This window comes from Clostridium sp. 'deep sea', from assembly GCF_014931565.1.
Classification (GTDB): domain Bacteria; phylum Bacillota; class UBA994; order PWPR01; family PWPR01.
The window spans coordinates 2,386,409-2,413,080 of record NZ_CP063353.1; the positions used below are offsets into that span (position 1 = coordinate 2,386,409).

Here is a 26,672-nt window from a genome sequence, read left to right on the forward strand (position 1 = left end):
AAATTTTTTACAAGCTATATCTTGTAGTTATTTTTATTTCCAACTCGCATCAACTAGTCGAATAGTCTCATCTGGACGAGCCTTCCAGTTAATACGTGTACTAACACCATAAAGATCTTCTTGCTGGTATAGTGTTACAAAGGCTGCATCATCATATATTTTTTGAATTACTTGATGATACATCTCAACTCTGTTATTTTCATCAATTGTTTTAAGTGCTGTATTTAAAGTATTGTCTAAAAACTCAGTGGTTTTAGCATCTGCTTGATAGTAGCGAGTAACTAGTGCTGAATTTAACCAAAAGTTTAAGGTGCTACCAGCATCAAAGGTACTGCTACCCCAACCAATTAACCATAAATCATAATCCATTGTTCCTTGCAGGGTTTTTGTGGCGTAGTTTCCCCATTCTTCAAATGTTAAGTCAATTTCAAAACCAGCCTGTTCAAGCTGTAGCTTAACTGCCTCTGCAACCTCTTTGTCCATAATATATCTGCCATTAGGAGAACCTAATCTTAGCTTTAAACCATCCCCATAACCGGCTTCTTTTAGTAATTGTTTAGCTTTTTCTGGATTATATCCATAGGGCTTTAAGTCTTTTTTATAGCCTAAATCAAAATTACCTACAGGTTGTGAGCTTGCTGTAGCTCTACCACCAAAGATGTTTTCTATAATGCTATCCACATCAATGGCATAATTTACTGCTTGGCGAACTCTCACATCACTAACGGCTGAGTTTTTGGTAGTGAATGGCAACATAATAAAACGTGTACTACTTACACTTTCAACCGCAGTTTTATCATTTTTTTCTAAATCTGCAACCTGATGTGGTGGTAAGTTTACAATTAAATCAGCCTCACCCTTTTGTAACGCCATAACTCTTGCGGCTGCTTCAGGTACAGGTTTAAATACCACTTTTTTAACCTCGGGCTCACCACCCCAATACTTATCATTAGCAACAAGCTCTACACTCTCATCTTTCACCCATTTACTTAGTTTATATGGGCCACTACCTAATGGTTTAAGTGCAAACTGTTCTTTACCAACTTCTTTTACATAATGCTCTGGAACAAGCCTTAATGCTGATAATCTAGTAAGCAGTAGTGGGTATGGGCCATCTGTTTCCATTGTTAGATTAAAGTCATTATCTACTGTTATTTTTTTAATGGCTTTGAAATTGCCAATTTGAGCGCTTTTATTCTCTGGCTTTAAGATTCTCTCAATTGAAAACTTAACGTCTGAGGCAGTAAGTTGCTCTCCATCATGAAAATATACATCATCACGTAATTCAAACTTCCAAGTTGTTTCGTTTACCGCTGTCCAGTTTTTTGCAACCGAAGCTGTTACTTTCATATCATCACCTTGGTCTAAAAAGGTATCATATAGCTGGCGATCAATATTATAAGTTGGTCCCTCTGAATGCATTCCTGGGTCTAAGGTGGTAGCATCTACTCCTTGTAAAACGGTAAACACTTTTTCCTGATCTGTATCAGGACCTGCATTATTACATCCGGTATAAGCCAATAACATAGTTACTAAAAGCAGCATAGCGCTAAACTTTTTTAGTGTATTTTGTTTTTTCATTGAGAAACCTCCGAGTATTTTTTTTAAGCTATTATTAAAGTTTCAAAGCAATGTATCAAGCTAATACTGGAATTGAACCACTAGTATAATTAAATTTGTTCATAAAAAACAAAAAACCCGTCTCTTTGTAAGAGACGGGTTATATTCCCGTGGTACCACTCTTGTTTCAAATATGACTAAACAAAGCCATATTCAACACTTAGCAGGATACTATCATATCCCCTTCCTGATAACGGTGGAATACCGTTTACCTTACTTATAGTTCAGGTGCAAGCTCAAGGGTGATGTTTTGTTAAGTAGGAAGTACCGGTTTCCACCTTATCCGGCTCTCTGTAACTATACTTCAAAAAACGAAATCCCTATCACAGCTGTGATTACTTTATTGCTTAAATTTAATAAGCACTATACCATGACGTGTTACCTCCGTCAAGGCTTTTTTAAAAATTTCTCAATATTTTATGAATATTTATACACTTGAATGTATATTATGCAATTTAAATCCTATATCTTGTTGTTATATACCGTTTTTTGGTAAAAAAATAATAGGCCCTATGAATACTACTGAATATTTTTCCAACTAGCTTCGTATACCCTAATAGACTCATCAGGTCGTGGTTGCCAGTTTATTCTATTGCTAACTCCATATAAATCTACCTGTTGATAGAGATTTACAAAGGTAGCATCGTTATATATTTTATTAGTAATTTGCTGATAAATGTTTATTCTATCCTGCTCGTTTATTTCAGTTAAAGCCTGCTTTATTAATTGATTTAGTTCATCATTTGTTTGTTTATCAGTTTGGTAATAACAAGTTTTGAGTGACGAATTTAACCAAAAGTTAAGGGTGTTACCAGCATCAAAGGTACTACTTCCCCAACCAATTAACCAGATATCATACTTAAGTTCTCCAGCAAAAAGTTCTGCTACATAATTACCCCATTCAGGAAAACTCAATTCAACCTCAAATCCAACCTGCTCTAACTGATTTTTAATGGCCTCCGCCACTTCTTTATCCATAATATATCTGCCTGTAGGTGCACCCATTGTTATTTTAAGACCCTGTTCATAACCAGCCTCTTTTAAAAGCTGTTTAGCCTTTTCAGGGTTATATCCATAGGGTTTTAGGTCTCTATTAAAGCCTAAATCATAACTACCAACTGGCTGAGAACTGGGTTTAGCATTGCCAGAAAATATATTATCAATAATGCTATTAACATCTATTGCATAGTTAAGGGCTTGCCTAACTTTTAAGTCCTTCATTTTTTCATTACGGGTAGTTATGGGTAGCATGATAAACCTTACACTATCCACTTGCTCTACACTGGCTTTTTCACTATTATTTATTTGCTCCACCTGATGAGGTGGAACATTCACTATGATATCGGCTTCACCTTTTTGCAAGGCCATAATCCGAGATGCCGCCTCGGGTACTGGCTTAAATTTTATGTTTTGAATTTTAGGTTTTCCTTGCCAGTAGTTCTCATTAGCAGTGAAAAGTACGTATTCGTCTTTTATCCACTCTTTAAGTTTATAAGGTCCACTGCCGATAGGTTTTAAACTAAATTGCTGGTTTCCAACCTCTTTAATATAATGTTCTGGCACTATTCTGAGCGAAGCTAAACGGGTTAATAATAATGGATAAGGCTCTGTTGTTTTAATGGTTAAATTATAATCTCCATTAGTTTCAATGGCCTTAACCGCTTTATAGTCTCCTATTTTTGAGCTCTTATTGTTGGGGTCTAAAATTCTTTCTATTGAAAACTTTACATCCTTAGTCGTTAGTTGTTTACCATCATGAAAGTAGATATCATCACGTAATTCAAACTGCCATGTTGTATCATTTAACATTTTCCAAGACTTTGCAACTAAGGGTATGATCTTCATCTCTGTATCTTGGTCTAAAAAGGTATCAAATAGCTGTTTTTCTATATTTGCTGTAGGCCCTTCGGAATGCATGCCAGGATCCAGAGTTGTAGCATCTACCCCTTGTAAAATTATCAATGTATCATTTTCATTAGTTGTTGCTTGATTTTTGCCACAACCAGAGCCCGCTATCGCTATTGCTATTAGTAAAATTATTAAACTTATTCTTTTGGTAAAAGTTGATTTCATCATTTAGATAACCTCCGTATTTTTGGGCAGTTATGTTGATATTATTTAAGGCAACTTTATTTTTAAAGACGCCCTGGAAATACACCATAAAAGCTGAAAAAACGTTAATTAGGTATTTCTCCATGATTTTCACCTCCCTTTACATACTAAATTAGTATGTCTTGCGCTTGTTTTATTAAAGTGATTAACTTAAATCACTAAATAATCTTAAAAAACAAAAAACTCGTCTCTTAATAATAATAGAGACGAGTTTAAACCCGTGGTACCACTCTTTTTCTGTATGTAAAAAAAACACACAGCACTTAGCAGGATACAATCATATCCTCTTCCTTGTAACGGTGGAAAAACCGCTCACCCTAATCTTATTTCAGGATCATAGCTCAGGGGCGACTTCGAAAGCTGTAGGTAGTACCGGCTCACACCAAACCCGGCTCTCTGTGACTTTACTGCTATCTACTATTCCCCATCGATGCTAATTTATTTTGCTTAAATTTATAAAGCAATATACCATGACGTGTTACCGCCGTCAAGTTTTTTTTAAGAGTTTTTTTATCTTTTAGCACAAAACAACCTAATATTATCCTTATACAACCATAATTTACCTAAATGATGCCTCATATAAACGAATACTTTCATCAGGACGGGCTTTCCAATTAAGTCTACTACTGACCCCATACAAATCTACCTGCTGATAAAGATTAACAAAACCAATATCGTTATTAACCTGTTTAATTATCTCCTGATAAGCTTTTTCACGCTGCTCATCATCAACAGTTTTTAGTGCCTTATTTAACAGGTTATTTATTTTGTTATTAACTTGCTCATTTATTCGATAATAACAAGTATCATGCTCTGAATTAACCCAAAAATCCAGGGTGCTTCCAGCATCAAAGGTACTATTACCCCAGCCAATAAGCCATAAATCGTAGTTGATTGTGCCAGCTAAAATTTGGCTTACATAGTTGCCCCACTCTGTAAATGTTAGCTTAACTTTTATGCCAACTTCTTCGAGTTGAGCTTTTATTGCTTCGGCTACTTCTTTGTCCATCATATATCTGCCAGATGGAGATCCCATTGTAATAGCTATTCCTTTTTCATAACCAGCCTCTTTAAGCAATTGTTTAGCTTTTTCAGGATTATAACTAAGGGGCTTAAGGTTATTGTTGTACCCAAGGTCATAGCTAGCAATAGGCTGAGTGTTGGCTGTAGCTTTACCTGCAAATATATTTTGAATAATTGAGTTTACATCAATAGCATAGCTAATCGCTTCACGTACTTTTTTATTGTTAACTACTTCGTTTTTGGTGGTAAAGGGTAACATAATAAATCTAGAACTAGCTACCTCTTCAATCTTAGTATTTTTATTTTCCTCAATACTAGCTATTTGGTGAGGTGGTAAATTTATAATTATATCAGCCTCACCCTTTTGCAATGCCATCACCCTTGCTGCCGCCTCTGGCACTGGCTTAAATACAAGCTCTTTAATTTCTGCTGCACCTAACCAATAGTCTTCATTTGCCTCTAAAGCAACGTACTCATCTTTTACCCATTCTTTTAGTTTATAGGGACCTGAACCAATTGGATTTAAGGCAAACTGCTGATTACCAACCTCTTTTACATAATGCTCTGGTACAATTCTTAGCCCTGCTAGTCTTGTTAACAAGAGCGGATAGGGGTTCTCTGTTTTGATTGTAACGGTGTATTGATCTACTACCTCAACACTGCTTATAGCACTATAGTTACTTAGCTGAGAACTTTTATTAGCTTTGTTAAGAATTCTATCAATAGAAAATTTAACATCACTTGCAGTTAGCTGATCTCCATTATGGAACTTAATGTTTTCATGTAGTTTAAACTGCCATGTTGTTTCATTAATCATTTTATAACTCTTAGCTAGCCAAGGCTCAATTTTCATATCACTTGTTTGGTTTAACAAGGTATCATATATTTGACGTTCTATATTGCCAGTTGGTGTTTCTGAGTGCATTGCAGGATCTAAGGTTGTTGCATCTACTCCTTGCAGAACTGTTAAAGGTTTAGTTTCACTACTAGTATTGTTTGCAGTACATGCACTTGTTACTATTGCGGTAATTATTATGATAATTATCGTTGCATATTTGGTAAAAGGAATTTTGGTCATTTAGGGTATCTCCTTTAGATTTATTTGTTAATTTAGCTGTATTGTTATATTTAAGTTTTAAACCTAAGTCACTTTCCATGACCATCACCCCCTTTTTTTCTAGGATTAATTCAAACAGGTTAACTAGCGCTGATTTTTTTGGCCTATATTTTCAGCTTTTAAATACAAAAAACCCGTCTCTATATAAATTAAGAGACGAGTATTTTCCCGTGGTACCACTCTTTTTCCTAGTATAACACTAAGCACTTAGTAGGATACAATCATATCCCCTTCCTGTTAACGGTGGAAATCCGTTTACCCTACTTTGTTCAGGTTCAGGCTCAAGAGTGAGTTCGTTTGTTGTATAGTACTGGGTTACACCAAGCCCCAGCTCTCTGTAACTCTACTTCAAACTACTAATCCCTATCATAGCCTTTTTGCTTTTGCTTAAATTTAATATGCAATATACCATGACTGAAGTACCGCAGTCAAGTTCTTTTTTGTTGAGTGTTTAATTTTTCTTAAATGTTACTGCCGCTAGGTCTATTAACTCATCACTTCTTGCAGTGTAATTTATTCTTGTATTTATACCATAAATGTCACATTGCTGATAAAGGTTTACAAAGGGAGCATCAGCAAGAGCTTGTTGTATTAATTCATGATAAATATTTTCTCTATCGTCATTATTCATGGTTGAAAGAGCCAAATCTATTTGATTATCTACCCACTTATTTTTAGTTTCACTTACATCATATTGAGCCACTGGTTGACTGGTATGCAGAAAAGTCTGCAAGGTTGTACCTGCATCAAAGGTACTGCTTCCCCAACCAATTAGCCATAAATCTGCGTCTATGGTGCCTTTAATAATGCTAGTTACATAACCTCCCCACTCCTCAAAAGTAAGCTCTACCTCTATACCTACTTCTTGTAGTTGAGCCTTAATAGCCTCTGCCACTTCTTTATCCATTAAATATCTACCTGAGGGCGATTTCATACGTATTTTTAAGTTTTTAGTGCCAGACTCTGCTAACAATTCTTTTGCTAATTGCGGATTATACTCATATCCCTTGATGTTTTCATTAAATCCTAAATCGAAGTTACAGACTGGCTGAGTACTGCTTACTGCATTATTAGCAAGTATTTTTTTAATAATGATATCTTGATCTATGGCATAATTTATTGCCTTACGCACATTAACATCTTTAACACTCTCGCGGCTAGTTGTAAAAGAGAGCATAATAAATCTGGTACTATTTACTTTTAAGGCTTGTAGGTTTTTATTGTTATTAACTGTGTCTATTAAGTGTGGAGGTAGATTTGTTATAAGGTCAGCATCTCCACTTTGCAGGGCCATTACCCTAGCTGATGCCTCAGGAACTGGCTTAAATATAACCTCTTTTATAGCAGGACTACCATTCCAATACTGCTCATTTGCAGTCAATGAAATATGGTCATCTTTTACCCACTTATTAAATTTATAAGGCCCACTTCCTACCGGATTTAAAGCAAATTTCTCGCTACCTATTTCTTCTATATAAGATTTAGGCACAATCCTTAACTCTGCTAATCTTGTTAGTAATACAGGGTTAGGCTTATGGGTAATTATGACAAGCTGATTATCGTTTAGTACTTCAATTTTTTTAATGCTTTTATAATTACTAATTTTGGGGCTTTTATTATTTGGATTTAGAATACGTTCAATTGAATACTTAACATCCTCTGCTGTAAGCACTATGCCATTATGAAATTGAATATCATCTCTAAGTTCAAATTGCCATGTGGTATCATTTATCATCTGCCATGATTTTGCTACCCTTGCTTGTATTTTCATGTTATTATCTCTAGCTAACAAAGTATCAAATATTTGATACTCAATATTACTAGTAGGAGAATCAGAGTGTTTTGCTGGGTCAAGCGTTGTGGCATCTACCCCCTGTAAAATAGTTATGCTGTTTTTATTTTGTGGTGTTTGTTCAGCGTTAGAACAGCCTGCCAATAAAGCAATTAAAAGTATAACAACAGTAATTAGCTTTGCTAGTTTTTTCATAAGTAACTCCTAAAAATATTTACAATTACTCAATAAGCTTAAAAATAAGAGATTAACTAAATAGCCCTCATAGTAATAAAAAATCTGCCTCTTAATAAGAGGCAGATTTTATCCACGGTACCACTCTTGTTTCCTAATATTATTAGAATCTCAGTAGGATACAATTATTGCTAAACATGAGTTTTACCAAAGCCTTTTTATTAAAGAATTTATTATATAAACAAAAAAACCGCCTCTTAATTAAGAGACGGTTATTATATACCGTGGTACCACTCTTGTTCCTCACATCAAATAATGATGTTCAGCACTTTGTTAGATACAATCATATCCACTTCCCTATAACGGAGGAATCCCGTTTGCCCTACTTTTATTTCAAGCTTAAGCTCAAGGAGGAATTCACATAAAGCATTCACCACTGGATCTCACCATCCCAGCTCTCTTTAGGCTATTCTTTAAGCTACTAGTTCCTGTCAACGCCTTGGTTATTGTATTAGCCAAAACTATAACACGGTAATTTTTTTAAGTCAAGTTTTTTTTATAGATTATTTTTTCCATTTTATGCTTTTAACATCTATTAGCTCATCACTTCGAGGTGAGAATTTAACTCTATCACTTACACCATATAGGTCTTTTTGCTGGTACAGATTTATAAAGGCACTGTCGTTATGAACCTGCTGAATTATATCGTAATAAATTTCAGCCCTTCTAACCTCTTCCATGGTCATTAATGCTTCTTCTAGTAAGCTATCTATATGATTATTAGTTTCTTTGCTTACCCGATAGTAGGCGGTTTTATTTGGCGTATAAAGCCACTGTTTAAGGGTTGTTCCGGCATCAAAAGTACTACTGCCCCAACCAATAAGCCATACATCGGCATCCATTGTGCCACTAATTATTTTAGTTACATAAGTTCCAAATTCTTCAAATGTTAGCTCTACTTCTATGCCAACAGCCTCAAGCTGCAATTTTACAGCTTCTGCTACTTCCTTATCCATTAAGTATCTCCCAGAAGGAGATTTCATAGTAATTTTTAAACCCTTTTCATAGCCAGCATCTTTAAGAAGTTGTTTTGCCTTTTGGGGATTATAATCTATTTCAGTAAGATTATTATTAAATCCAAGATCAAACTTACTAATTATTTGATCACTTTTTACTGCTGATTTTTCTAGTATGTTATTTATGATACTTTGTTTGTCGATGGCATAGTTTAGAGCCTGCCTTACTCTAATATCTTTAACATTTTTACGATTTGTAGTTATGCTCATAAACATTACTCTAGTACTATCTACACTTACACTATCTACTCCAGCTGACTGCTTTAGCTCTGTTACCTGATGGGGTGGTAAATTTGTTATAATATCAGCTTCTTTAGCCCTTAACGACATTACTCTGGCTGATGATTCTGGCACTGGTTTAAATACTACTTCTTTAATCTCAGGGCAGCCATCCCAGTACTGCTCATATGCAACTAAGTTAATAAATTCATCTCTTTGCCACTCTTTTAATTTATAGGGCCCACTGCCTATGGGTTTAACTGCAAACTGCTCATTACCAACCTCTTGTAAGTATTTTTTGGGTACAATTCTTAAGTCGGACAATCTACTTAACAGTACTGGATAAGGCTGCTTAGTTTTTATTATTATGCTATTGTTTTCTTCTAAAATTACATCCTTAATGATATTATAATGGCTCATTCTAGGGCTTTTATTTTTAGGATCTATTATTCTTTCTATAGAAAACTTAACATCTTCTGCTGTTAATGTTTCTCCATTATGGAATTTTACATCATCTCTAATTGTTAGTTTCCAGGTAGTGTCATTTATCATTTTCCATGAGTTTGCTATACTAGGCTTTAAATGCATATCCGAACTACGCTTAATGAGTGTATCAAATATTTGATACTCAACATTGCTGCTAGGTGTATCTGAGTGCATTGCAGGATCTAAACTCGTTGCATCTACGCCTTGCAGTATTATTAAGGGTTGATTTTGATTATCTACACTTGTTGCTTCATTACCACAGGCACTTAAAATGGTTACGAACAATGTTATTGCTATTAATACTTTAAGTCTTTTTATTTTTAATGTTTTCATAGCTCTGGCCTCCTAAACCCTTACACTTATATTTATTATTTTTAATAGTGATATTATTACTTAGTTTATTAAATTTATTGTTATTATAATAATAATCGGATTCCATATAATCACTCTCCTTTGCTTTAAAACAAAAACCCGTCTCTTTGAAGAGACGGGTTATCCGCGGTACCACTCTATTTCTATCCTATTTTTATAGGTATAGCACTTTATTGAATAATAAATTAGCTAAGTTTTTTGGGTGGAAAATTGCTTTTTGATAATAAAAAAAACCGTCTCTATGTAAGAGACGGATTATTTCCGTGGTACCACCCTTATTTTAACCCATAGGGTTAACACTTAGCAGAATACTATTATATTCAGGCCATGTTAACGGTTGACGACCGTTCACCCTACTAAGTATTTCAGGCTTAAGCTCCAAGGTGTATTCGTTAATAATAGGAAGCACTGGTTCTCACCATTCCAGCTCTCTTTAGCTATATTATTAATTACTAGTCCTTATCTTGGCTTTTTGTTATTACGTTTTTAGCAATATAACATTACTCTTTTATTTTGTCAATACTATTTTAGCTATTATGTATTTTAAAGTAACCAGTCTATGAGTAAAGCACTTGCTAAAAGAGCAAGTGCTGTTATTAACATTTTAGGTAAAACAAGCTTATACATAGCAATGCAAATTGCCACAAATTCTTTAAAGTTAATAGTCTTTTTTTCATTTTTATTATTAGCTTTATTAAACATAATTACTGATCCAAATGGCAGTGATAATAGTGGCTTTCACTAAGTTTAGTCTGCTTAGGAATTTCTTTAGAACATATATCCATAGCATAGGGACATCTCGTGTGAAATTTGCAGCCTGTCGGTGGATTTGCAGGACTTGGTACATCGCCTTGTAAAATAATACGCTCTTTTTTTTGGGTAATATCAATTACTGGCATTGCAGACAGTAATACCTTAGTATAGGGGTGTTTAGGGTTATTAAATAACTCTTCGCTTGTGCCTACCTCTACAAATGATCCCAAGTACATTACTGCTATTTTGTCACAAAAATATTTAATTACCCCTAAATCATGAGAGATAAACAAATATGTTAAATCCATTTTTTCTTTTAAATCCTGCAATAACATTAAAATTTGAGCCTGAACAGAAACATCTAACGCTGCTATAGGCTCGTCTCCAATGATAAACTGGGGATTAAGGGCTAACGAACGTGCTATACTTATTCTTTGACGCTGGCCACCACTAAACTCATGAGGATATTTTTTAATATTAGATGAAGGCAAACCACATAGCTCTAGTAACTCTCTTGCTCTGTTTAAAGCCTCTGTTTTAGAAGCAAGCTTATGGCATATTAAACCCTCAGAGATAATAGCCCCCACGTTCATACGAGGGTCTAACGAAGCAAAGGGGTCCTGAAAAATAATTTGCATATCCTTTCTTAAATTTCTCATTTCTTGCTTATTGATTGCTACTTTTTTCTCCACATCGTAAAGGGTTTTACCATTAAACTTTACTGAACCCTGAGTAGGGTTTAAAAGGTTAAGTATTGTTCTACCTGTAGTAGATTTTCCGCATCCTGACTCTCCAACAAGTCCGTAAATTTCTCCCTTATTAATGTTAAAACTTACTCCATCTACGGCCTTAACTTCACCAATTTTTTTTGAGAATACCCCACCTGTTATAGGGAAATATTTTTTTAGATTTTTAACCTCAACTAAAGCTTTACTCATTTCCTAGGCCTCCTTGATCCATTAACCAACAACGCACACTATGATTTTTTTTATAATTTTTTAGCTCTGGCATCTCTACCAAGCATTTATCTTGACAATAATCACAGCGAGGAGCAAAGGCACAGCCCTTTGGCATGTTTAAAGGGGACGGAACCATACCCTTTATACAACGCAATTTTTCGCTACGGCTAAGGGTATCAGGACGTGAGGCTAACAGCCCTTTTGTATACGGGTGCTGGGGATTAGTAAAAAGATTATATGTATCTGCTTTTTCTACAATTTTTCCGGCATACATTACCACTACTTTATCCGCCATTTCTGCTATTACTCCCAGATCATGAGTAATAAACATTATAGACATATCTAGTTGATCTTTTAGCTGTCTTATTAAGTCTAAAACCTGGGCTTGAATAGTTACATCTAAGGCTGTTGTAGGTTCATCTGCTATTAATAACTTAGGTTTGCAGCTCAAGGCCATGGCAATCATTACACGCTGCCGCATACCACCAGATAACTGATGGGGATATTCATTTATGATTTGCTCGGCTCTTGGTATTCCTACCAGGTTAAGTAATTCAATACATCTTTCTTTATTTTCAGAGCTTTTTAGCTTTATATTTTGATGAATATCTAGTGTTTCTCCTATTTGCTCACCTATTCTTAATACAGGGTTAAGGGCTGTCATAGGCTCTTGAAAAATCATGGCAATATCATTACCTCTAATGCTCTGCATTTCATACTCACTTAACGTTACAATGTCTTGGCCATTAAATTCAATGCTGCCCTCTTCTATAAAACCATTTTCTTTAGGCAATAGTTTCATTATTGATAAGCTAGTAACAGATTTTCCGCAACCTGACTCTCCTACAACTCCTAAAACTTTGCCCTCTTCTATATCTATATCTACGCCATTTACAGCAACTACTTTACCTTCGGAGGTATTAAAGCTAGTAACTAAGTTTCTCATTTTTAGTATATTAACACTCATTTTTTAGCCTCCTAGCGCTTTAATTTAGGGTCGAGGGCGTCTCTTAGCCCGTCTCCAAAGATATTTATTGATAAAACTGTAATAAAGATTAGTATACCAGGGGGAACCCATAACCAAGGGTGTTTTGTTAAAGACCTAAAGCTTTCTGCAGATCTTAACATATTTCCCCAGCTAGGCTGCGGTGGCTTTACACCCAACCCAAGATAACTCAAGCCAGCCTCACTTAGTATTCCTCCTGCTATACCTAAAGTTACATAAACAATAATAACAGCAATAGCATTTGGTAAAATATGACTAACAATAATATGCTTTGTTTTTAGTCCTAAAGCCCTAGCTGCTTCAACAAATTCTCGCTCTTTAATAGATAGTATTTCAGCTCTTACTATTCTTGCCAGGCTCGGCCAGCTAAGTAACCCTGTAACAACCATAACGGTATAGATACTTTGACCTATCATAGAGGCAATTACAATGGCCATTAAAAAGAATGGGAAACACATAATTATATCTACTAACCTCATAATTACATTGTCTATCCACCCACCGTAATAGCCAGAGATTGAACCAAGAACAACTCCTATTATCATGGCAATTGAGGTAGCAACTAAACCTACACTAAGTGATGCTCTTGCTCCATAAATTAATCGAGTTAAAACATCTCGACCTAGTTCATCTGTTCCTAAAAGATGATCTTTACTCGGTGGCAAATATCTACTGTCTGGATGTACAGCATCTCTTTCATATTTAGTTATAAAAGGTGCAAATATAGCAATTAATACTAATAAACTTAATATAGCTAAAGCTAATAAAGCCATTTTATTTTTTTTAATTCTCTTAAAACCAATTGCCCAAGGAGACAAGCCATGTTCTATGGGTATTGATTTTTTAGTATCTAGTTTTACACTCATAACTTATCCTCCTTAATCATATCTTATGCGAGGGTCTACAAAGGCATATAAGATATCCGCTAACACATTGGCAAGAAGCAACACTAAGGCCAACACCATAGTACCTGCCATAACTACAGGGTAGTCTCTATTAGAAATTGCTTGAAAAACCATGGTGCCCATGCCTGGCCATTTAAATACCCGTTCAGTTAAAACTGCTCCAGATAAAAGACCAGCTAAAGACAGGCTCAAAATAGTTACAATTGGTATTAATGCATTTCTTAAAGCATGTTTATAAATAACCACTCTTTCAGATAAACCTTTGGCTCTAGCAGTTCGTATATAGTCTTGCCTAACCACCTCTAACATGGCTGATCTAGTATATCTCATACGACCAGCTATTTGAATAAAGGTTAAAACAGTTATTGGTAAAACCATATAGCTAAGTCTGTCCATCAACAACCTAATACCGGTATAACCACTCTTTATGGTTGACATACCGGAGAGCTGAAATATGCCTAAATCAAAGGCAACATATTTAACCAATAACAACGCAAAGAAAAATGCAGGTATCGATATACCAATAAATGCTAAGAGGGTCGCTAAATAATCAAAGATTGAATACTGCTTAGTGGCAGATATTACCCCCAAAGGAATTGCGATGATAGTGCTTAAAATAAGGGCTGGTATTGATAATAACAAAGTATTTCTTAAACGCCTCTTTATTAAATTACTAACTGGTTCGTGAGAGTGAATAGAATAGCCTAAATTTCCTACGGCTAACTCCTTAGTCCATTTAAAGTACTTAACAGGCAACGGGTCATAATAACCTACTGCCCTTAACATATTTTCATAATCTTCACTTGTTTTTATAATTTGAGGTGAAATCATATGCGAATAGGGATCTCCAGGGGCCAGATGCACCAAAGAGAATATTATTACTGAAATACCAATTAACACTGGTATAGTTAATAAAATACGCTTTAGAATATAAGTTCTCATTTTTATTCTCCTCTCGTTGTATTTACACCAGCAATACCCTAGTATTGCTGGTGTATTTTTAACTTTATTCTATATCCCAAAGGTGAACATCATAATAAATGCTATCGTTAAAATACTTAATATTCTTAACTCTAGGAGCAACTGCTCTGCCTTTAATAGGGTTATACATCCAAATAATTGGTTGCTCTTCATTCATGAATTGTGCCCACTCAAAATACGCCTCTTGACGCTTCTCTACATCTGCATAAGATAAACCTTTATCTAACAAGTCAATACATTTTTTAGGAGAATATCTTGGGAAGTTAAAGGGAGCACCTTCAGCCCATATACCCATATGGTCTCCATCCATACCTAGAGTAAATCCTATTGCAAACATGTCAAATTTACCATCTTTACATCTCTGTCGGAGGGTAGCGAACTCCATTATTTCCATATTCATTTTAACGCCAATAGCAGCTAAGTTTTGCTCTGCAATTGCACAATACTGCTCTCTAATTTGGTTGCCAGATGGATACACAAAGTCAATCTCTAACTGTTTACCGTTTGGCTTTTTCATAATGCCATCTTCGTATGTATAACCAGCTTCTTGCATTAAGCTAATAGCTTTTTCAGGGTTATACTCATAATTCTTTAAAGTATCTAATGGAGGGCAGGCCCATGATGCAGGTGAATATGGGTTATTAGCAACAATACCCTTACCATAAAGTAATGAATCTACGACTCCTTGTCGATCAATTGCATGCGCAAAGGCTTGGCGTAGCTTTTTATTTTGGAAGGTCTCTTTGGTATGATTAAAACCTATGTATTGAAAACCTAAGTCTAAACCCTCTACAATATTAATATTATTTTCTGCATATGTAGCCATATCATCTGGATTAAAGTCGTTTATTTCAATAATATCGATATCGCCCTTAAGTAAATGGGCAATAGCTAAATCTTGGTTTACAGCCTTTATAACAATTCCATCAATTTTAGGACAGCCTTGCCAATACTCTTCATTTTTAACTAAAGATGCGTATTGATCTGGTTCAAAAGATTCCAGCTTAAAGGCACTTGTTCCAACAGGATTTTGAAATAAATCTGTATGCGATTTCATATCTGCTATTGGAATATCTCCAAAAATATGCTCTGCAACTATAGTTGTTCCACCTATATTACTTAAAAATGGAGCATATAGGCTTTCAGTAGTAATCTTGACTGTGTATGGGTCAATTATTTCAATGCCCTCAACATTATCACTTTCACCTTCATGATAGGCCTCCATTCCTAAAATGTTTGATACATTGGAATAGCGTGGACCTGTATAGTCTGGATGACCTATAGACATAAAGGTGTATTTAATATCTTCGGCATTAAACTCTTCACCATCGTGCCATTTTATACCCTCGCGTAGCTTAAATGTACAAGATAAATTATCCTCAGAAAATTGCCAGCTACTAGCTAAAACAGGTATAAACTCCTTTTTTTCATTCATATCAACTAAAGAGTCGAATATTAAACCATACACTTTACTATCATATACAGCCTCTCCATACGATGGATGAAACTCACCAGTAGGTGGATTCCATTGGGCAATTGTTATTATTTTCTGCTGATCTTTACCAACGGGATCTGTAGCATTATCACAGCCCACAAGTAAAGAGAACATCATAACAAAAACCATTAACACAACACCTAAGTTTCTTTTCATTACAGTTTTCCTCCTAAACAAATTTTTCACATTATTTACAGCTAAACTCTAATCAATACAATTTCCTATTTATGAGAAAATTCTACTAATGTTGAAGTTTAAATTCAATTTTAATCGAAATTTCCCTGCTTATTTTCTGAAAATTTTAAATTTTATTTCAAATCAAAATATAAAATTTTCTTATTTTTAGCTATTTAAGTGATTTTTAAATTAAATATTAAATATTTCATCACTAAATTACTCATAATATATTTAGGTTATTTAAGTATTTATTTACATTTATACTATTATTTAAATAATATTAAATATTATTTGATCATACTAATAATTTACTGTGAATAAATTAAAAAAACTTATCCACAACTCTCACCTATACTCAAGCATAAATAATCTACTATTATGTTTTGTAAACTCATTATTTTATAAGAGTTTTCTATTAATATTTTATTTATTTAAGATCTCTTATCTATAACAATTAACAACTTTTGTGAATAACTAGCCACTTTTACACAGAGTTATCCACAGAATTTTTATAAACATCTAAATAATATTACATATATTGGATTATTGGTTAAATAAAAACTCTTTACTATTTAGGTATATGTGCTAACATATCTAATTAATAAATTTATAAGTATATAAAGAGGTACAACCAATGAAAGCAAAGTCCGACAATAAAAATGTCGCGATACTATTCATGATTCTTGCAGCTTTTCTGTTTACTGTGATGCAATTGTTTATAAAGCTAACTCCACGCATACCAGTATTTGAAAAATTATTTTTTAGAAACTCTATTGGTTTACTAATTACATTTTTTTTGCTGAAAAAAAACAATGTATCAGTATTAGGTAAGAAGGAAAACAGAAAGTTGTTAGTTTTAAGAGGTTGCTTTGGGGTTGGGGGAGGCATTGCCTATTTTATTAGTGTAACTAATTTACCAATGGCAGATGCCTCAATAATTTATAATCTAAACCCGTTTTTTGTTACCCTATTTGCAGTTTTATGTTTAAAAGAAAAGCTTAAAAAACCACAAATTGCAGCTTTGCTGATAACATTTTTTGGTGCACTATTAGTTATAAAACCTCAGTTTAGTGCTGATACGATACCGGCATTAATAGGGTTTGTTGGTTCTATATTTATGGGAGCAGCTTATACAGTGTTAAGACAATTAAAGGGTAAAGAACATCCTTCTACAGCAGTATTTTATTTTTGCTTGTTCTCTACCTTGGCTTCTATACCATTCATGTTCTTCAATTATAAAGTACCAAATAGGTGGGAGATTTTAACTCTAATAAGCATCGGATTTTTTTCTGTAGCTGGTCAATTTGCTTTAACTTATGCTTATAAAAATGCTCCTGCCTCAGAGGTATCAATTTTTAACTATACCTCAATAATAATGTCAGTAATTTTTGGGGCGTTGGTTTGGCATGAGTTCCCTGATTTTTTAACATTGTTAGGTGCTTTTATTATTGTTGGAGTTGCAGTTACCTTATATGTAAGTGAAAGAGTTGCAAATAAAAAACTAAAGGGGGTTAATCATATTTCATCCTAACTATGATATAATTTTAGAGTAAAATATTATTAAAAATTATGTATAACAACAGATTAATACTCGTATTTTTATTATATAATTGAGGTATAGTCTTCATTCTAGTTGCTATGTTTAGAGCTTAAGTTTATTCTGTACCATACCAGTAGTACTAGTAGTTTTAGATACCTTAGTATTAATAATGTTTCAACTAATTTTACCATACTATTTAATTATTCTGTTTTTTATTAAGTTATTTTTATGGAGAAGTATTATGCCAAGCTATAAAATATATTATGTAGACACCTTTACAAACAAAGCTTTTACCGGTAATCCAGCAGCAGTTTGTGTTACCAATCAGCCTCTCACCGAAGTCTTAATGCAAAAAATTGCTTTTGAACTTAATTTGTCAGAAACAGCCTTTACTTATTGTCTTAATAAACCTAAAAACTTGTATAATATAAGGTGGTATACACCAATAACTGAAGTATGTTTGTGTGGACATGCTACCTTAGCCACAGCCCATATTTTATTTAATAACAGTTATGTAAATAGCGATTGTGTCAGCTTTTATGCTCAATACAGGGATTTATATTTACATGCCCAAAAAAGTAGTTACGGAATTGCTTTAGAGTTTCCTAGAGACACTTTACAAGAGGTACCTACGTATTTAAAGCAAAGACTACTTAATTGTTTAAAACTGCCTAGTAACTGTCCTATTTATCAAGGTAACCTTACAAAGCAAATTATTATTGAAGTAAATAATGAGCAAGTGGTGCAGAACTTGCAACCAAATTTTAAAGAGTTATTAAGTATAGCCTATAATTTAACAGGTGTAGCTGTTACTGCAAAATCTATAAGCTACGATTTTGTATCGCGTTTTTTCGACCCTTGGGAGGGCATAAATGAAGACCCTGTTACCGGATCTGCTCATACGGTTTTGGCTCCATATTGGAGTAAAAAGTTAAATAAAAATTCCCTAAATGCCAAACAAATATCTTCACGAGGTGGAAAGCTAAAGTTACAATTATCAAAACAACATGTTTATATTGCTGGCAACTCAATAACTACCTTAAAAGGGGAGATTTTAGTTTAAAAAGGAGTGTTACCATGTTTTTTGCTCGAAAAGCAACCGAAACAGAGAAACTATTAATTAAAGAGTGGTTGACGACCGAAAACCTTCCAACCACAGATATTTTTAATGAAAATATTGTTTTTTTATTAGGTGAATTGGATGATGAACTTGTAGCCTGTGGTGGTTTAGAGCTATATGATGATGTTGCAATAATGAGAGGATTATATGTTAAACCTAGTTTTAGAAAAGGTAATTTAGGAGAAACAATTGCTAGAGGTTTAATAAATTTAGCAGATAAAAGGTCTGTTAAATATATTTACACCTTAATTGATGATGATAATATGGCTTACTTTTTAGCAAAAATGAGATACGTACCTTGTGAATGTACAGACCTTATTAAGGCTGTTCCTAGTAGTAATATCACTCAATACAAAAACAAAGCCAAAGCTTGGTGTTTAGATATTGATTTGTTTTTTAAAAATTCGTGTTGCTCAAAACACTAGTTTTCTGTATAGTTGCAATAATCTTTGTTAATGTTTAAAATATAATTATAAACAATATAGGAGGATTTACAATGGCTAACGTTATTTTTTATGGTGCATCTTGGTGACCTGGCTGTAAACCAGCAAAAGAGTTTCTTTTGCAAAATAATGTGGAATATACCTATAAAGATATTGATAATAAGGATAATTTAAAAGAGTTTTACGCAATGCGTGACAAACATGAAATATATAACTCTATTAAAGCCGCTGGTAAATATGGTATTCCATCAATTCTAATTGATGGAGAACCACATGTAGATGTAATGAATCAAACAGCTATTATTAAAGAAAAATTGGGGCTAAAATAGTTACTAAGGAAAATCATAATTTAATAATCAAATAAAAAGACTATTGCCAAATAACACGCAATGGTCTTTTAATATATTTACTATTAATTATTATTAGCTACTATTAGGTACCCTTGTCCATATTATCTGCATACTATATAGCAAAGATAAGTATTTTGGAGAGTGAACAAGGTGAGTAGATTTTTACAAGCTCAAATATCCCTTATTGCTGCTATCATAACATTTGCTTTAGGCGGTTGTACCTTTATTATAAAAGCGTTATTAGCAATAATGGCCTTAGATTATTTATCTGGAGTTATTTCTGCTGCTTATCATGGTAAGTTGAGTAGTAATATAGGAGTTAAAGGAATATCTAAGAAATTATTAATTATAATTTTAGTAAGTGTGGCTCATTTAATTGATGGAATTTTAGGATTAGAATTTTTAGTAAGAAACACAGTTATATATTTTTATATGTCTAATGAAGTTATCTCTATTTTAGAAAATAGCATAAAACTGGGACTACCTGTACCTAAAATTTTGGTGAAAATTTGTGATGAGTTTAATGATAATAATTTGTTTAATACAATTCACAAAAATAAATAAATCAAATTACATGGTATTCAAAATAAGGATTCGCTCATTAGAGCAAATCCTTATTTTTATCATTATATTAATGTTAATAAAGTAACTAACTTACTACCGGAAACTTAGATATTTCTTTAACAATATGATTCATAACTAAGGAGATATCTGCTTGATTAACAGTGTTATCTCCATTTACATCTCCAGCCATTAAATCAGCCCCGTTTAAAGGTTTTGAATTATTCACATGTTGCATAATCCTTACTACATCAACTACATTAATTTTACTATCTCCATTTACATCTCCGTAAGAGACAAACACTTCTACCTTACCGTGTTTTACTCTAGGTACTATGTCACTTAATAAAGCATCTGTAGCAAATGGCGATTTAATTATTAAGCTAGATGTTGTTCCTATTTCACCCAATACCTTAAACTTAAGACTGCCTAAGTTGACTTCACTTTGAGATAAGCCACTTGTGTTTACTAAAGCAATTCTTAAAACTCCCTTTTCAACAACATTTGTGGTTATAGTCCAATCATTTAACATATTGCCAGCCTCAAAAGAACTAAACTCAATTACATCACCATTGTAACGTAGTTCATATTGTAATGCTGTTATTCCATTAGCATCTTTAAGAGTTACAGGAACTTCAGCTATAGCATTTGGAATTGTAACAATATTAGCAATGCTTAATGTTGGTCTTACTGCGGCTTCTTTAATACTGATAACGTAATCTTTTTCTACAATTTTTGATGTTGCATCCTGTACTAAAATTGTTATATTGTAGTCCCCTGCATTAGTAGGGGTACCCGCTAGCGTACCATTATTAAAGGACATACCATGAGGAGCAGGTGTAAGGCTAGACCATTGATATGGCTCTGTTCCTCCTATTGCCTGTAAAGTAAAGCTGTATTCTTTACCCACTATAGCATATGGCAAGCTTTCTGTTGTGATGCTAAGATCATCACCAGCTACAGTGCACATTATGCTAAAACCACTAATTGCTTGATGCTGACCAACTGTAATATATGCTTTTATATTATTTTGGCCTTGCTGAAGATTTAATCCAACACTAAAGTTGCCTTTATTATCGATATCAGTTACTTCAACTAATTCACCATTATTAACTTTAAACTCAAGCTTATCAAAGTCATCGGCGAAAGCTAAATAACCTGATAATGTTGTAGGTGTTTCATTTACTTCATATCCACTAGTTAAAACAACACTTTTGTTACTAGAAAAAGTAAGATAACCAATCAAACTATTACTTTGATTATAAATTTTAAGATAAAATTGCTTACTTTTTATAGGATTATATTCTACTTCGTATTTATCATTATTTTTTGCTATTGTAATATCCTCAATATAATTAAGTTGATGATTTTCAATTTCGTATAACTCTGCACGAAGTTGGGGTTCATTACAATTTACATGAGAACAATTAAACTTTAGTTTTATAGTTCCGCTAAACTGTTGATTAACGTTATCATAAAGATATTCTTTTTTAAAGAAGATTGTGTTATAAAAAAACTCTCTTTCATAATCAGCATAAATATTAGTGTCATCTTTATACTCAAGTTTTACAAAATTATATCCTTCTAGTAAACTTACGTTAATAGAAAAATCCCCATTATCGTTTAATTCAACAATTTGCTCGCTATCATTGATAGTAGCCACAATTTGGTTTAGTCCACCAACTTTATTTTCTACATATCCCTCTATAATAATATTTTGATTATCTTGATGTGAAGAATTTGGACCATTCCACCTAATTCTACTATCAACTGACTCAAGTCTAACACTAAATCCATTTCCAAATCTTCCATCATTAGAATATATATATGTATCTATAAAGTTACTATTTGGTTGTAAATCAACCTCGAAACTAAAGTTTCCATTGTTATCTATGTTTGTTACAGTTACAGCATCTTGACCATCTAATTTGTATTCAAATTTTGTAAAATCATCAGCATATGCCAAATAACCTGTTACTGTATGATGCTGATTTTGGGTTTGACAGTCAGAAGTTATTACAACAGTAGGATAAACTTCAGTTGTATAATGCTTAATTAAATCATTATTATTATATAGTTTTATATAATAATAATCATATTTACTTGCTTCAAACTGTTCAGATTTAAATACATTATTCTCATTAGTTAATACTAAATTTTTGCTTAAATTAACCTCTTCATATTTTGAATTAACAGTATAAAGCTCCGCCCTTAGCTCTTGCACATCAGGTAAATCATTACTCTTATATAACTGTAAGCTTACCTTGCCATTATATTTTTGAGAATCATTATTGTATCCAGGGACTGATTTCATAAAGTCACAGTTATAGTATAAAGTATCGTTAAAAGTAGACTGGAACTTTGTCTCTTCTGCATACTTAATATAAATAAAGTTAATTCCTTCATTTAAAGTAACTTGCCAATGAGCCACTCCATTATCCTCAATATTTACAATAGTCTTTTCACCATTTAAATAACAATTTACAGTATTATAAGCTTCTAGTTTGTTTTCAATGTTTACATCTATGGTAATGTTTTGGTTTTGTTGATGATTTGGAAGGTTATTTAGAATATCCACCTCTGGTCTATTAACAATTTCTCCTTCAAAAGCTAAAATACTCTTATAAAACAAACCTATTTTTCCTAAATCGTATGATCCACTTACCATAAAGCCAAAGTTTGAGCTATCTACCATGGTTGGCTCTGCTATTTTCACACCCATTGTATTATTGTCGTTTATATAGTTTATTGTTAATTCACTTTTATTAATAATATCACTATTGTTATCTAGAAAACTACCTGAAACAATCTTTTGACCTTCTACTGGATAAGCCCACATCAACATATCTGGTGATTTAAGTTCCATTGAAGGTAAAACTTTATATGTACTATACGCTAAACTTGAAGTGCCTGCATTATCAAAACTAGCCGTATCGTTTGATTGGCCATAAACAAAAAATCTACCACTAACACTGGGAGTAATGACAATACTAAACTGTCCTCCTGTGGCATCAATAGAGTATAAAACATCTTCTGCATTCATCTCATCTGTATCTAATAATCCGTTATTATTTTTGTCTTTTACAATATTTATTTTGTTATTTGAGTCAATTATAGCTGATGTCTCTACAGACATTATGTACCCGTTTAAAGTAGTAGTTGTTAATTCACTATTTAAACTAATATTTGAACCGCCTGCTAAAACAACCTCAGCTTGGCTAGCCTCCGCTAAAGCCACATTTGAGAATAAACCAACAATTAATATTAGTGTAGTAATAACTACTAATGTTCTTTTCATTATAATCTCCTTACGCCTTTCTATTTTGCATCAGTATTTAGGTAGAATATTTTCACCTCTTTTATTATTCACTCCTCTTTTTAGTTAGATATTATTAATTTTGACAAAGAAGAATATGCCATAATAAGTATATAATATCTCTACTTATAATTTAAAGATAAGTATCATTTAAATTTTGTTTTATTTTAAGTAATTTTACCTATAACTCTTTGTTTCAGTAATTAATAGATGTACATAATTATTATTAAACTATTACAAATATTTCTTTTGTGTTACAAATGCCATTTATTGTTTAAATTCTAAATTTAAACATATATAATCTTTATTAAGAGAGGTGATAGTCGTGTTAACTAAAAGCTTATTAAAAGATGTAATTCTGTCATTGGTTGTATCCATGACTGTTGCTACTATACTGTCTACTTTACTGAGTTTTGTTGCTTAGTAATTTTTATTAAAAAAATAATGGGTTCGTATATGCGAACCCATTTTATTTTAATCTGAGTAAAATACAGTATCAGTAAACTGTAGTTTAGTTTTAAATAAGGTTTTAAAATAAGTTATATTACCTTCATTATCACTAACAGAGCTCCATTTAAAACCCTTGCCTTCTTTTATAGTATAATTGTTAATAACATCATTAAATACTATTGTATCTATTCCCCAACGGGTTCTTATAATATCCTGCCCTTTGCTTGCCATAAAAATATCCGCTTTAAAAAGGCTGCCATTCAGCGAATCATCATAATAGGTGCCCTTTATTTTATTATCTATGACATCTTCAAAATTTTCTTGATAAAAATCCTCGTCTTTAAATCTTAATTTTTCAATATTAAGCAACGTATCTGCACCATCTGGACCTGTTATAACCTTTGGATTATACCCTTCAATGTCATAATAGACAAAGTAGCTACTAAATACAGCTATATCAAATCCTTCTCCACCATCTATGGTGTCATTAGATGCTAGTCCGTAAATTATATCATTACCTCCATGGGCAAAAATAGTATCTTTATTAGGGGTACCCATTAATTGATTATCATCGTATTCTGTGCCATGAATGATTTCACTTGAGCCATCAACAATATCTTTAATACTTCCTGATATATCAGCAAATCTTAATTCTTCTATATCTATTAAGGTGTCTTCGCCCTCTGGTCCTGTAATAGTATAAGGACCAATACCTGTTATTGAATATTGATTTAAGTTAAATAAATAAACGGCTGTATCTGTACCTTCATTACCGTTTATTACATCATTACCTAAACCCCCTGTTATTGTGTCACTGCCAGTGCCTGCATAAATATAGTCGTCATCATCTTTAGCATAAATAACATCATTACCATCCAGGGCATAAATAGTGTCACTATCATTTGTTCCCCATAAAGGATCATCTATGCCTTCTGTACCGTAAATACAATCCGCATTGTTAATAAATTTATCTATTTCTGCTTCTTTATCACTGAATTTTAAGTATTCAATGTTAATTAAGGTATCACTTTTATCGGGACCATTTATGGTATACGGATCGTTACCAGTTATGTTATAGTTTTGAGATAAGCCACTGTAAACCGCTGTATCTATGCCATCTCCACCATTAATAATATCATTACCTAATCCTCCGTAAATTAAATCATCATCATCCCCACCATAAATTTGATCATTACTTTCATACCCATAAATTGTATCATCACCAGCATATCCGTACATTGTATCTTCATACTCTGTACCATGCAGAATATTATCCTCATTTGTACCTTGAATTATTCCCTGTGAATTACCGCTATGTAAATGGGTGCTATTGAGTTTAAAATGAACTATTCTCACCAAAAAATCATTAAAATTGTCTGCTCCATCACCATCTAAATCAAGTATAAAGCTGTTCTCTATAGTTTTTTGATTGCTACTTAAATTTGCATACTGTCGTTTTGTATATACCTGTACAGGAAAATTTGTTACTTTTATATTACTAAAATGATAGCTCTCACCATTTTCACCTAACGAAGGGTACCATACTGAAACGCTACCATAGCCTTTTTTATTAAGCCAATCATTTTCATTAACTGATATAATTATGGTGTAGTGTTTAGCTATCTCTTTGTCTAAATAATTTTTTAAGGCCTCTGTTATAATATTGCTTTGAATATTATTGTTTGCACCATGCCATTCACCATTGTTTTTGCCAAGTCCATTCAGCTTACAGCTTTTTGGATTACCTGTTAATAACTCTTGTTCTACACAAAATCTTTGTAAAGCACTGGCTATATTCTCCATATCACTAATTATTTTTTGCTCTTTTGCTGTATTAACAGTGTTAATTATTTTAGGGGCAGATACCGCAGAAACAACAGTAATTAATGCCAGTATAGCCAATAGCTCTAACAGCGTAAAACCTTGATTGTTTCTAATCATTAACACCCCTTTCTCAAATAAGCACGTATTTTTTTATTTATTATATACAATATCAAAATTATAGTAAAAATTAAACATATTTAATTTTAATTTAATTAAAGTTTTAGTAAATAGAGGTTTATTTATAGGCTAAGTACTAAAATAAGTATAGTACAAATAGGGATTTAAAAATAAGGTGCATAACCCAAAATTTTTGAGCTATGCACCTATAAAATATAAATTTAAAACGATGTGCTACCAGTCCATTTAACATTAGTTACATGAATTGCAGGTAGGAAAGAGGTAAAAGTGCTCCACCAGTCACGTTGTAATTTACGCTCGCTTGATATTTTATCAACATTATTAAGCATTCTTAATACACTGTCAGTTAAACGCATATTCATTACAGAATGTTTTATCTTACCATTTTCAATAAAGAATATTCCATCGCGTGTTGTTCCTGTCATAACAACTTCACGTGGCTCTGGACAATGGGTATAGTGGAAACGGGTCACCAGTAAACCCTTTTTAGTGTTTTTAATCATTTCCTCCACACTAGAATCGCCGGCAGCCATTATTATATTAGCAGGGCTCTCATAGTTTCCGCCTCTACGATATCGTGAATGACCAGTTGGCTCTTTACTATATTTTTTTGCATTTGCATAATTATAAACTACCCCAGCGGCTATACCGTTTTTAACGATA

The 26,672-nt window shown here is 33.0% G+C and carries 18 protein-coding genes, 1 pseudogene and 5 other annotated features; of the genes and pseudogenes, 5 read left to right on the forward strand and 14 right to left on the reverse strand.

The window, feature by feature from the left end:
- Nucleotides 1-33: 33 nt before the first annotated feature.
- From IMX26_RS11160 to IMX26_RS11210, 11 genes are all read right to left on the reverse strand, one after another.
- Complete coding sequence (locus IMX26_RS11160) at nt 34-1,581, reverse strand: ABC transporter substrate-binding protein (RefSeq protein ID WP_195158466.1); 1,548 nt, start codon at nt 1,579-1,581, stop codon at nt 34-36.
- A 127-nt stretch (nt 1,582-1,708) separates the two neighbouring features.
- Nucleotides 1,709-1,956, reverse strand: a binding site (T-box leader).
- A 183-nt stretch (nt 1,957-2,139) separates the two neighbouring features.
- Nucleotides 2,140-3,696, reverse strand: a complete 1,557-nt coding sequence (locus tag IMX26_RS11165; protein WP_195158467.1) for an ABC transporter substrate-binding protein — start codon at nt 3,694-3,696, stop codon at nt 2,140-2,142.
- 235 nt (nt 3,697-3,931) lie between these two features.
- Nucleotides 3,932-4,172: a binding site (T-box leader), on the reverse strand.
- A gap of 119 nt (nt 4,173-4,291) precedes the next feature.
- The gene (locus tag IMX26_RS11170; RefSeq protein ID WP_195158468.1) at nt 4,292-5,833 is read right to left on the reverse strand and encodes an ABC transporter substrate-binding protein; all 1,542 of its coding nucleotides are present in this window, start codon (nt 5,831-5,833) and stop codon (nt 4,292-4,294) included.
- 188 nt (nt 5,834-6,021) lie between these two features.
- Nucleotides 6,022-6,251: a binding site (T-box leader), on the reverse strand.
- 72 nt (nt 6,252-6,323) lie between these two features.
- On the reverse strand, nt 6,324-7,859 hold the full coding sequence (locus IMX26_RS11175; RefSeq protein ID WP_195158469.1) for an ABC transporter substrate-binding protein: 1,536 nt from the start codon (nt 7,857-7,859) through the stop codon (nt 6,324-6,326).
- 240 nt (nt 7,860-8,099) lie between these two features.
- Nucleotides 8,100-8,342 (reverse strand) — a binding site (T-box leader).
- Between the two features lie 59 nt (nt 8,343-8,401).
- Nucleotides 8,402-9,952: an ABC transporter substrate-binding protein gene (locus IMX26_RS11180; RefSeq protein WP_195158470.1), complete on the reverse strand. Its 1,551-nt coding sequence runs from the start codon at nt 9,950-9,952 to the stop codon at nt 8,402-8,404.
- 282 nt (nt 9,953-10,234) lie between these two features.
- Nucleotides 10,235-10,466: a binding site (T-box leader), on the reverse strand.
- Between the two features lie 68 nt (nt 10,467-10,534).
- Complete coding sequence (locus IMX26_RS11185; RefSeq protein WP_195158471.1) at nt 10,535-10,693, reverse strand: hypothetical protein; 159 nt, start codon at nt 10,691-10,693, stop codon at nt 10,535-10,537.
- Nucleotides 10,694-10,695: 2 nt separating this feature from the next.
- Nucleotides 10,696-11,682: an ABC transporter ATP-binding protein gene (locus tag IMX26_RS11190; protein ID WP_195158472.1), complete on the reverse strand. Its 987-nt coding sequence runs from the start codon at nt 11,680-11,682 to the stop codon at nt 10,696-10,698.
- A complete protein-coding gene (locus IMX26_RS11195) occupies nt 11,675-12,670 on the reverse strand; it encodes an ABC transporter ATP-binding protein (protein ID WP_195158473.1) in 996 nt (331 codons plus the stop codon). Before IMX26_RS11195 ends, IMX26_RS11190 begins: the two co-directional genes overlap by 8 nt.
- A gap of 11 nt (nt 12,671-12,681) precedes the next feature.
- Complete coding sequence (gene opp4C / locus IMX26_RS11200) at nt 12,682-13,575, reverse strand: oligopeptide ABC transporter permease (RefSeq protein WP_195158474.1); 894 nt, start codon at nt 13,573-13,575, stop codon at nt 12,682-12,684.
- A gap of 12 nt (nt 13,576-13,587) precedes the next feature.
- Nucleotides 13,588-14,556, reverse strand: a complete 969-nt coding sequence (locus tag IMX26_RS11205; protein WP_195158475.1) for an ABC transporter permease — start codon at nt 14,554-14,556, stop codon at nt 13,588-13,590.
- A gap of 64 nt (nt 14,557-14,620) precedes the next feature.
- The gene (locus IMX26_RS11210) at nt 14,621-16,246 is read right to left on the reverse strand and encodes an ABC transporter substrate-binding protein (RefSeq protein WP_195158476.1); all 1,626 of its coding nucleotides are present in this window, start codon (nt 16,244-16,246) and stop codon (nt 14,621-14,623) included.
- Between the two features lie 655 nt (nt 16,247-16,901).
- On the opposite strand from IMX26_RS11210, the gene IMX26_RS11215 reads away from it, so the two are divergent.
- The 5 genes and pseudogenes from IMX26_RS11215 (at nt 16,902) to IMX26_RS11235 (ending at nt 20,284) form a co-directional block, all read left to right on the forward strand.
- Nucleotides 16,902-17,798 carry a DMT family transporter gene (locus tag IMX26_RS11215; protein WP_195158477.1) on the forward strand — a complete coding sequence of 299 codons (897 nt, stop codon included), beginning with the start codon at nt 16,902-16,904 and terminating at the stop codon, nt 17,796-17,798.
- A 250-nt stretch (nt 17,799-18,048) separates the two neighbouring features.
- Nucleotides 18,049-18,870 (forward strand): PhzF family phenazine biosynthesis protein, encoded by an 822-nt coding sequence (locus IMX26_RS11220; protein WP_195158478.1) that lies wholly within the window; start codon nt 18,049-18,051, stop codon nt 18,868-18,870.
- A gap of 14 nt (nt 18,871-18,884) precedes the next feature.
- Nucleotides 18,885-19,352, forward strand: coding sequence for a GNAT family N-acetyltransferase (locus tag IMX26_RS11225; protein ID WP_195158479.1), 468 nt, complete (start codon nt 18,885-18,887; stop codon nt 19,350-19,352).
- A 122-nt stretch (nt 19,353-19,474) separates the two neighbouring features.
- Nucleotides 19,475-19,699 (forward strand): annotated as a pseudogene (locus IMX26_RS11230) (hypothetical protein); the annotation flags it as partial.
- Nucleotides 19,700-19,870: 171 nt separating this feature from the next.
- Nucleotides 19,871-20,284, forward strand: a complete 414-nt coding sequence (locus tag IMX26_RS11235) for a phage holin family protein (RefSeq protein WP_195158481.1) — start codon at nt 19,871-19,873, stop codon at nt 20,282-20,284.
- Between the two features lie 85 nt (nt 20,285-20,369).
- Here IMX26_RS11235 and IMX26_RS11240 read toward each other — a convergent pair whose 3' ends face one another.
- The 3 genes from IMX26_RS11240 to IMX26_RS18145 all read right to left on the reverse strand — a co-directional run bounded on the left by IMX26_RS11240 (nt 20,370) and on the right by IMX26_RS18145 (nt 26,671).
- Nucleotides 20,370-23,579, reverse strand: a complete 3,210-nt coding sequence (locus IMX26_RS11240) for a dockerin type I domain-containing protein (RefSeq protein WP_195158482.1) — start codon at nt 23,577-23,579, stop codon at nt 20,370-20,372.
- A 492-nt stretch (nt 23,580-24,071) separates the two neighbouring features.
- Complete coding sequence (locus IMX26_RS11245; protein ID WP_195158483.1) at nt 24,072-25,988, reverse strand: calcium-binding protein; 1,917 nt, start codon at nt 25,986-25,988, stop codon at nt 24,072-24,074.
- Nucleotides 25,989-26,209: 221 nt separating this feature from the next.
- Complete coding sequence (locus IMX26_RS18145) at nt 26,210-26,671, reverse strand: metallopeptidase TldD-related protein (protein WP_347707910.1); 462 nt, start codon at nt 26,669-26,671, stop codon at nt 26,210-26,212.
- Nucleotide 26,672: the final 1 nt, after the last annotated feature.

What these genes read in the sequence shown, in the direction of transcription:
- IMX26_RS11160 (WP_195158466.1), bottom strand. Translation starts at nt 1,581, where the DNA reads ATGAAAAAACAAAATACACTAAAAAAGTTTAGCGCTATGCTGCTTTTA.
- IMX26_RS11165 (WP_195158467.1), bottom strand. Translation starts at nt 3,696, where the DNA reads ATGATGAAATCAACTTTTACCAAAAGAATAAGTTTAATAATTTTACTA.
- IMX26_RS11170 (WP_195158468.1), bottom strand. Translation starts at nt 5,833, where the DNA reads ATGACCAAAATTCCTTTTACCAAATATGCAACGATAATTATCATAATA.
- IMX26_RS11175 (WP_195158469.1), bottom strand. Translation starts at nt 7,859, where the DNA reads ATGAAAAAACTAGCAAAGCTAATTACTGTTGTTATACTTTTAATTGCT.
- IMX26_RS11180 (WP_195158470.1), bottom strand. Translation starts at nt 9,952, where the DNA reads ATGAAAACATTAAAAATAAAAAGACTTAAAGTATTAATAGCAATAACA.
- IMX26_RS11185 (WP_195158471.1), bottom strand. Translation starts at nt 10,693, where the DNA reads ATGTTTAATAAAGCTAATAATAAAAATGAAAAAAAGACTATTAACTTT.
- IMX26_RS11190 (WP_195158472.1), bottom strand. Translation starts at nt 11,682, where the DNA reads ATGAGTAAAGCTTTAGTTGAGGTTAAAAATCTAAAAAAATATTTCCCT.
- IMX26_RS11195 (WP_195158473.1), bottom strand. Translation starts at nt 12,670, where the DNA reads ATGAGTGTTAATATACTAAAAATGAGAAACTTAGTTACTAGCTTTAAT.
- opp4C (WP_195158474.1), bottom strand. Translation starts at nt 13,575, where the DNA reads ATGAGTGTAAAACTAGATACTAAAAAATCAATACCCATAGAACATGGC.
- IMX26_RS11205 (WP_195158475.1), bottom strand. Translation starts at nt 14,556, where the DNA reads ATGAGAACTTATATTCTAAAGCGTATTTTATTAACTATACCAGTGTTA.
- IMX26_RS11210 (WP_195158476.1), bottom strand. Translation starts at nt 16,246, where the DNA reads ATGAAAAGAAACTTAGGTGTTGTGTTAATGGTTTTTGTTATGATGTTC.
- IMX26_RS11215 (WP_195158477.1), top strand. Translation starts at nt 16,902, where the DNA reads ATGAAAGCAAAGTCCGACAATAAAAATGTCGCGATACTATTCATGATT.
- IMX26_RS11220 (WP_195158478.1), top strand. Translation starts at nt 18,049, where the DNA reads ATGCCAAGCTATAAAATATATTATGTAGACACCTTTACAAACAAAGCT.
- IMX26_RS11225 (WP_195158479.1), top strand. Translation starts at nt 18,885, where the DNA reads ATGTTTTTTGCTCGAAAAGCAACCGAAACAGAGAAACTATTAATTAAA.
- IMX26_RS11240 (WP_195158482.1), bottom strand. Translation starts at nt 23,579, where the DNA reads ATGAAAAGAACATTAGTAGTTATTACTACACTAATATTAATTGTTGGT.
- IMX26_RS11245 (WP_195158483.1), bottom strand. Translation starts at nt 25,988, where the DNA reads ATGATTAGAAACAATCAAGGTTTTACGCTGTTAGAGCTATTGGCTATA.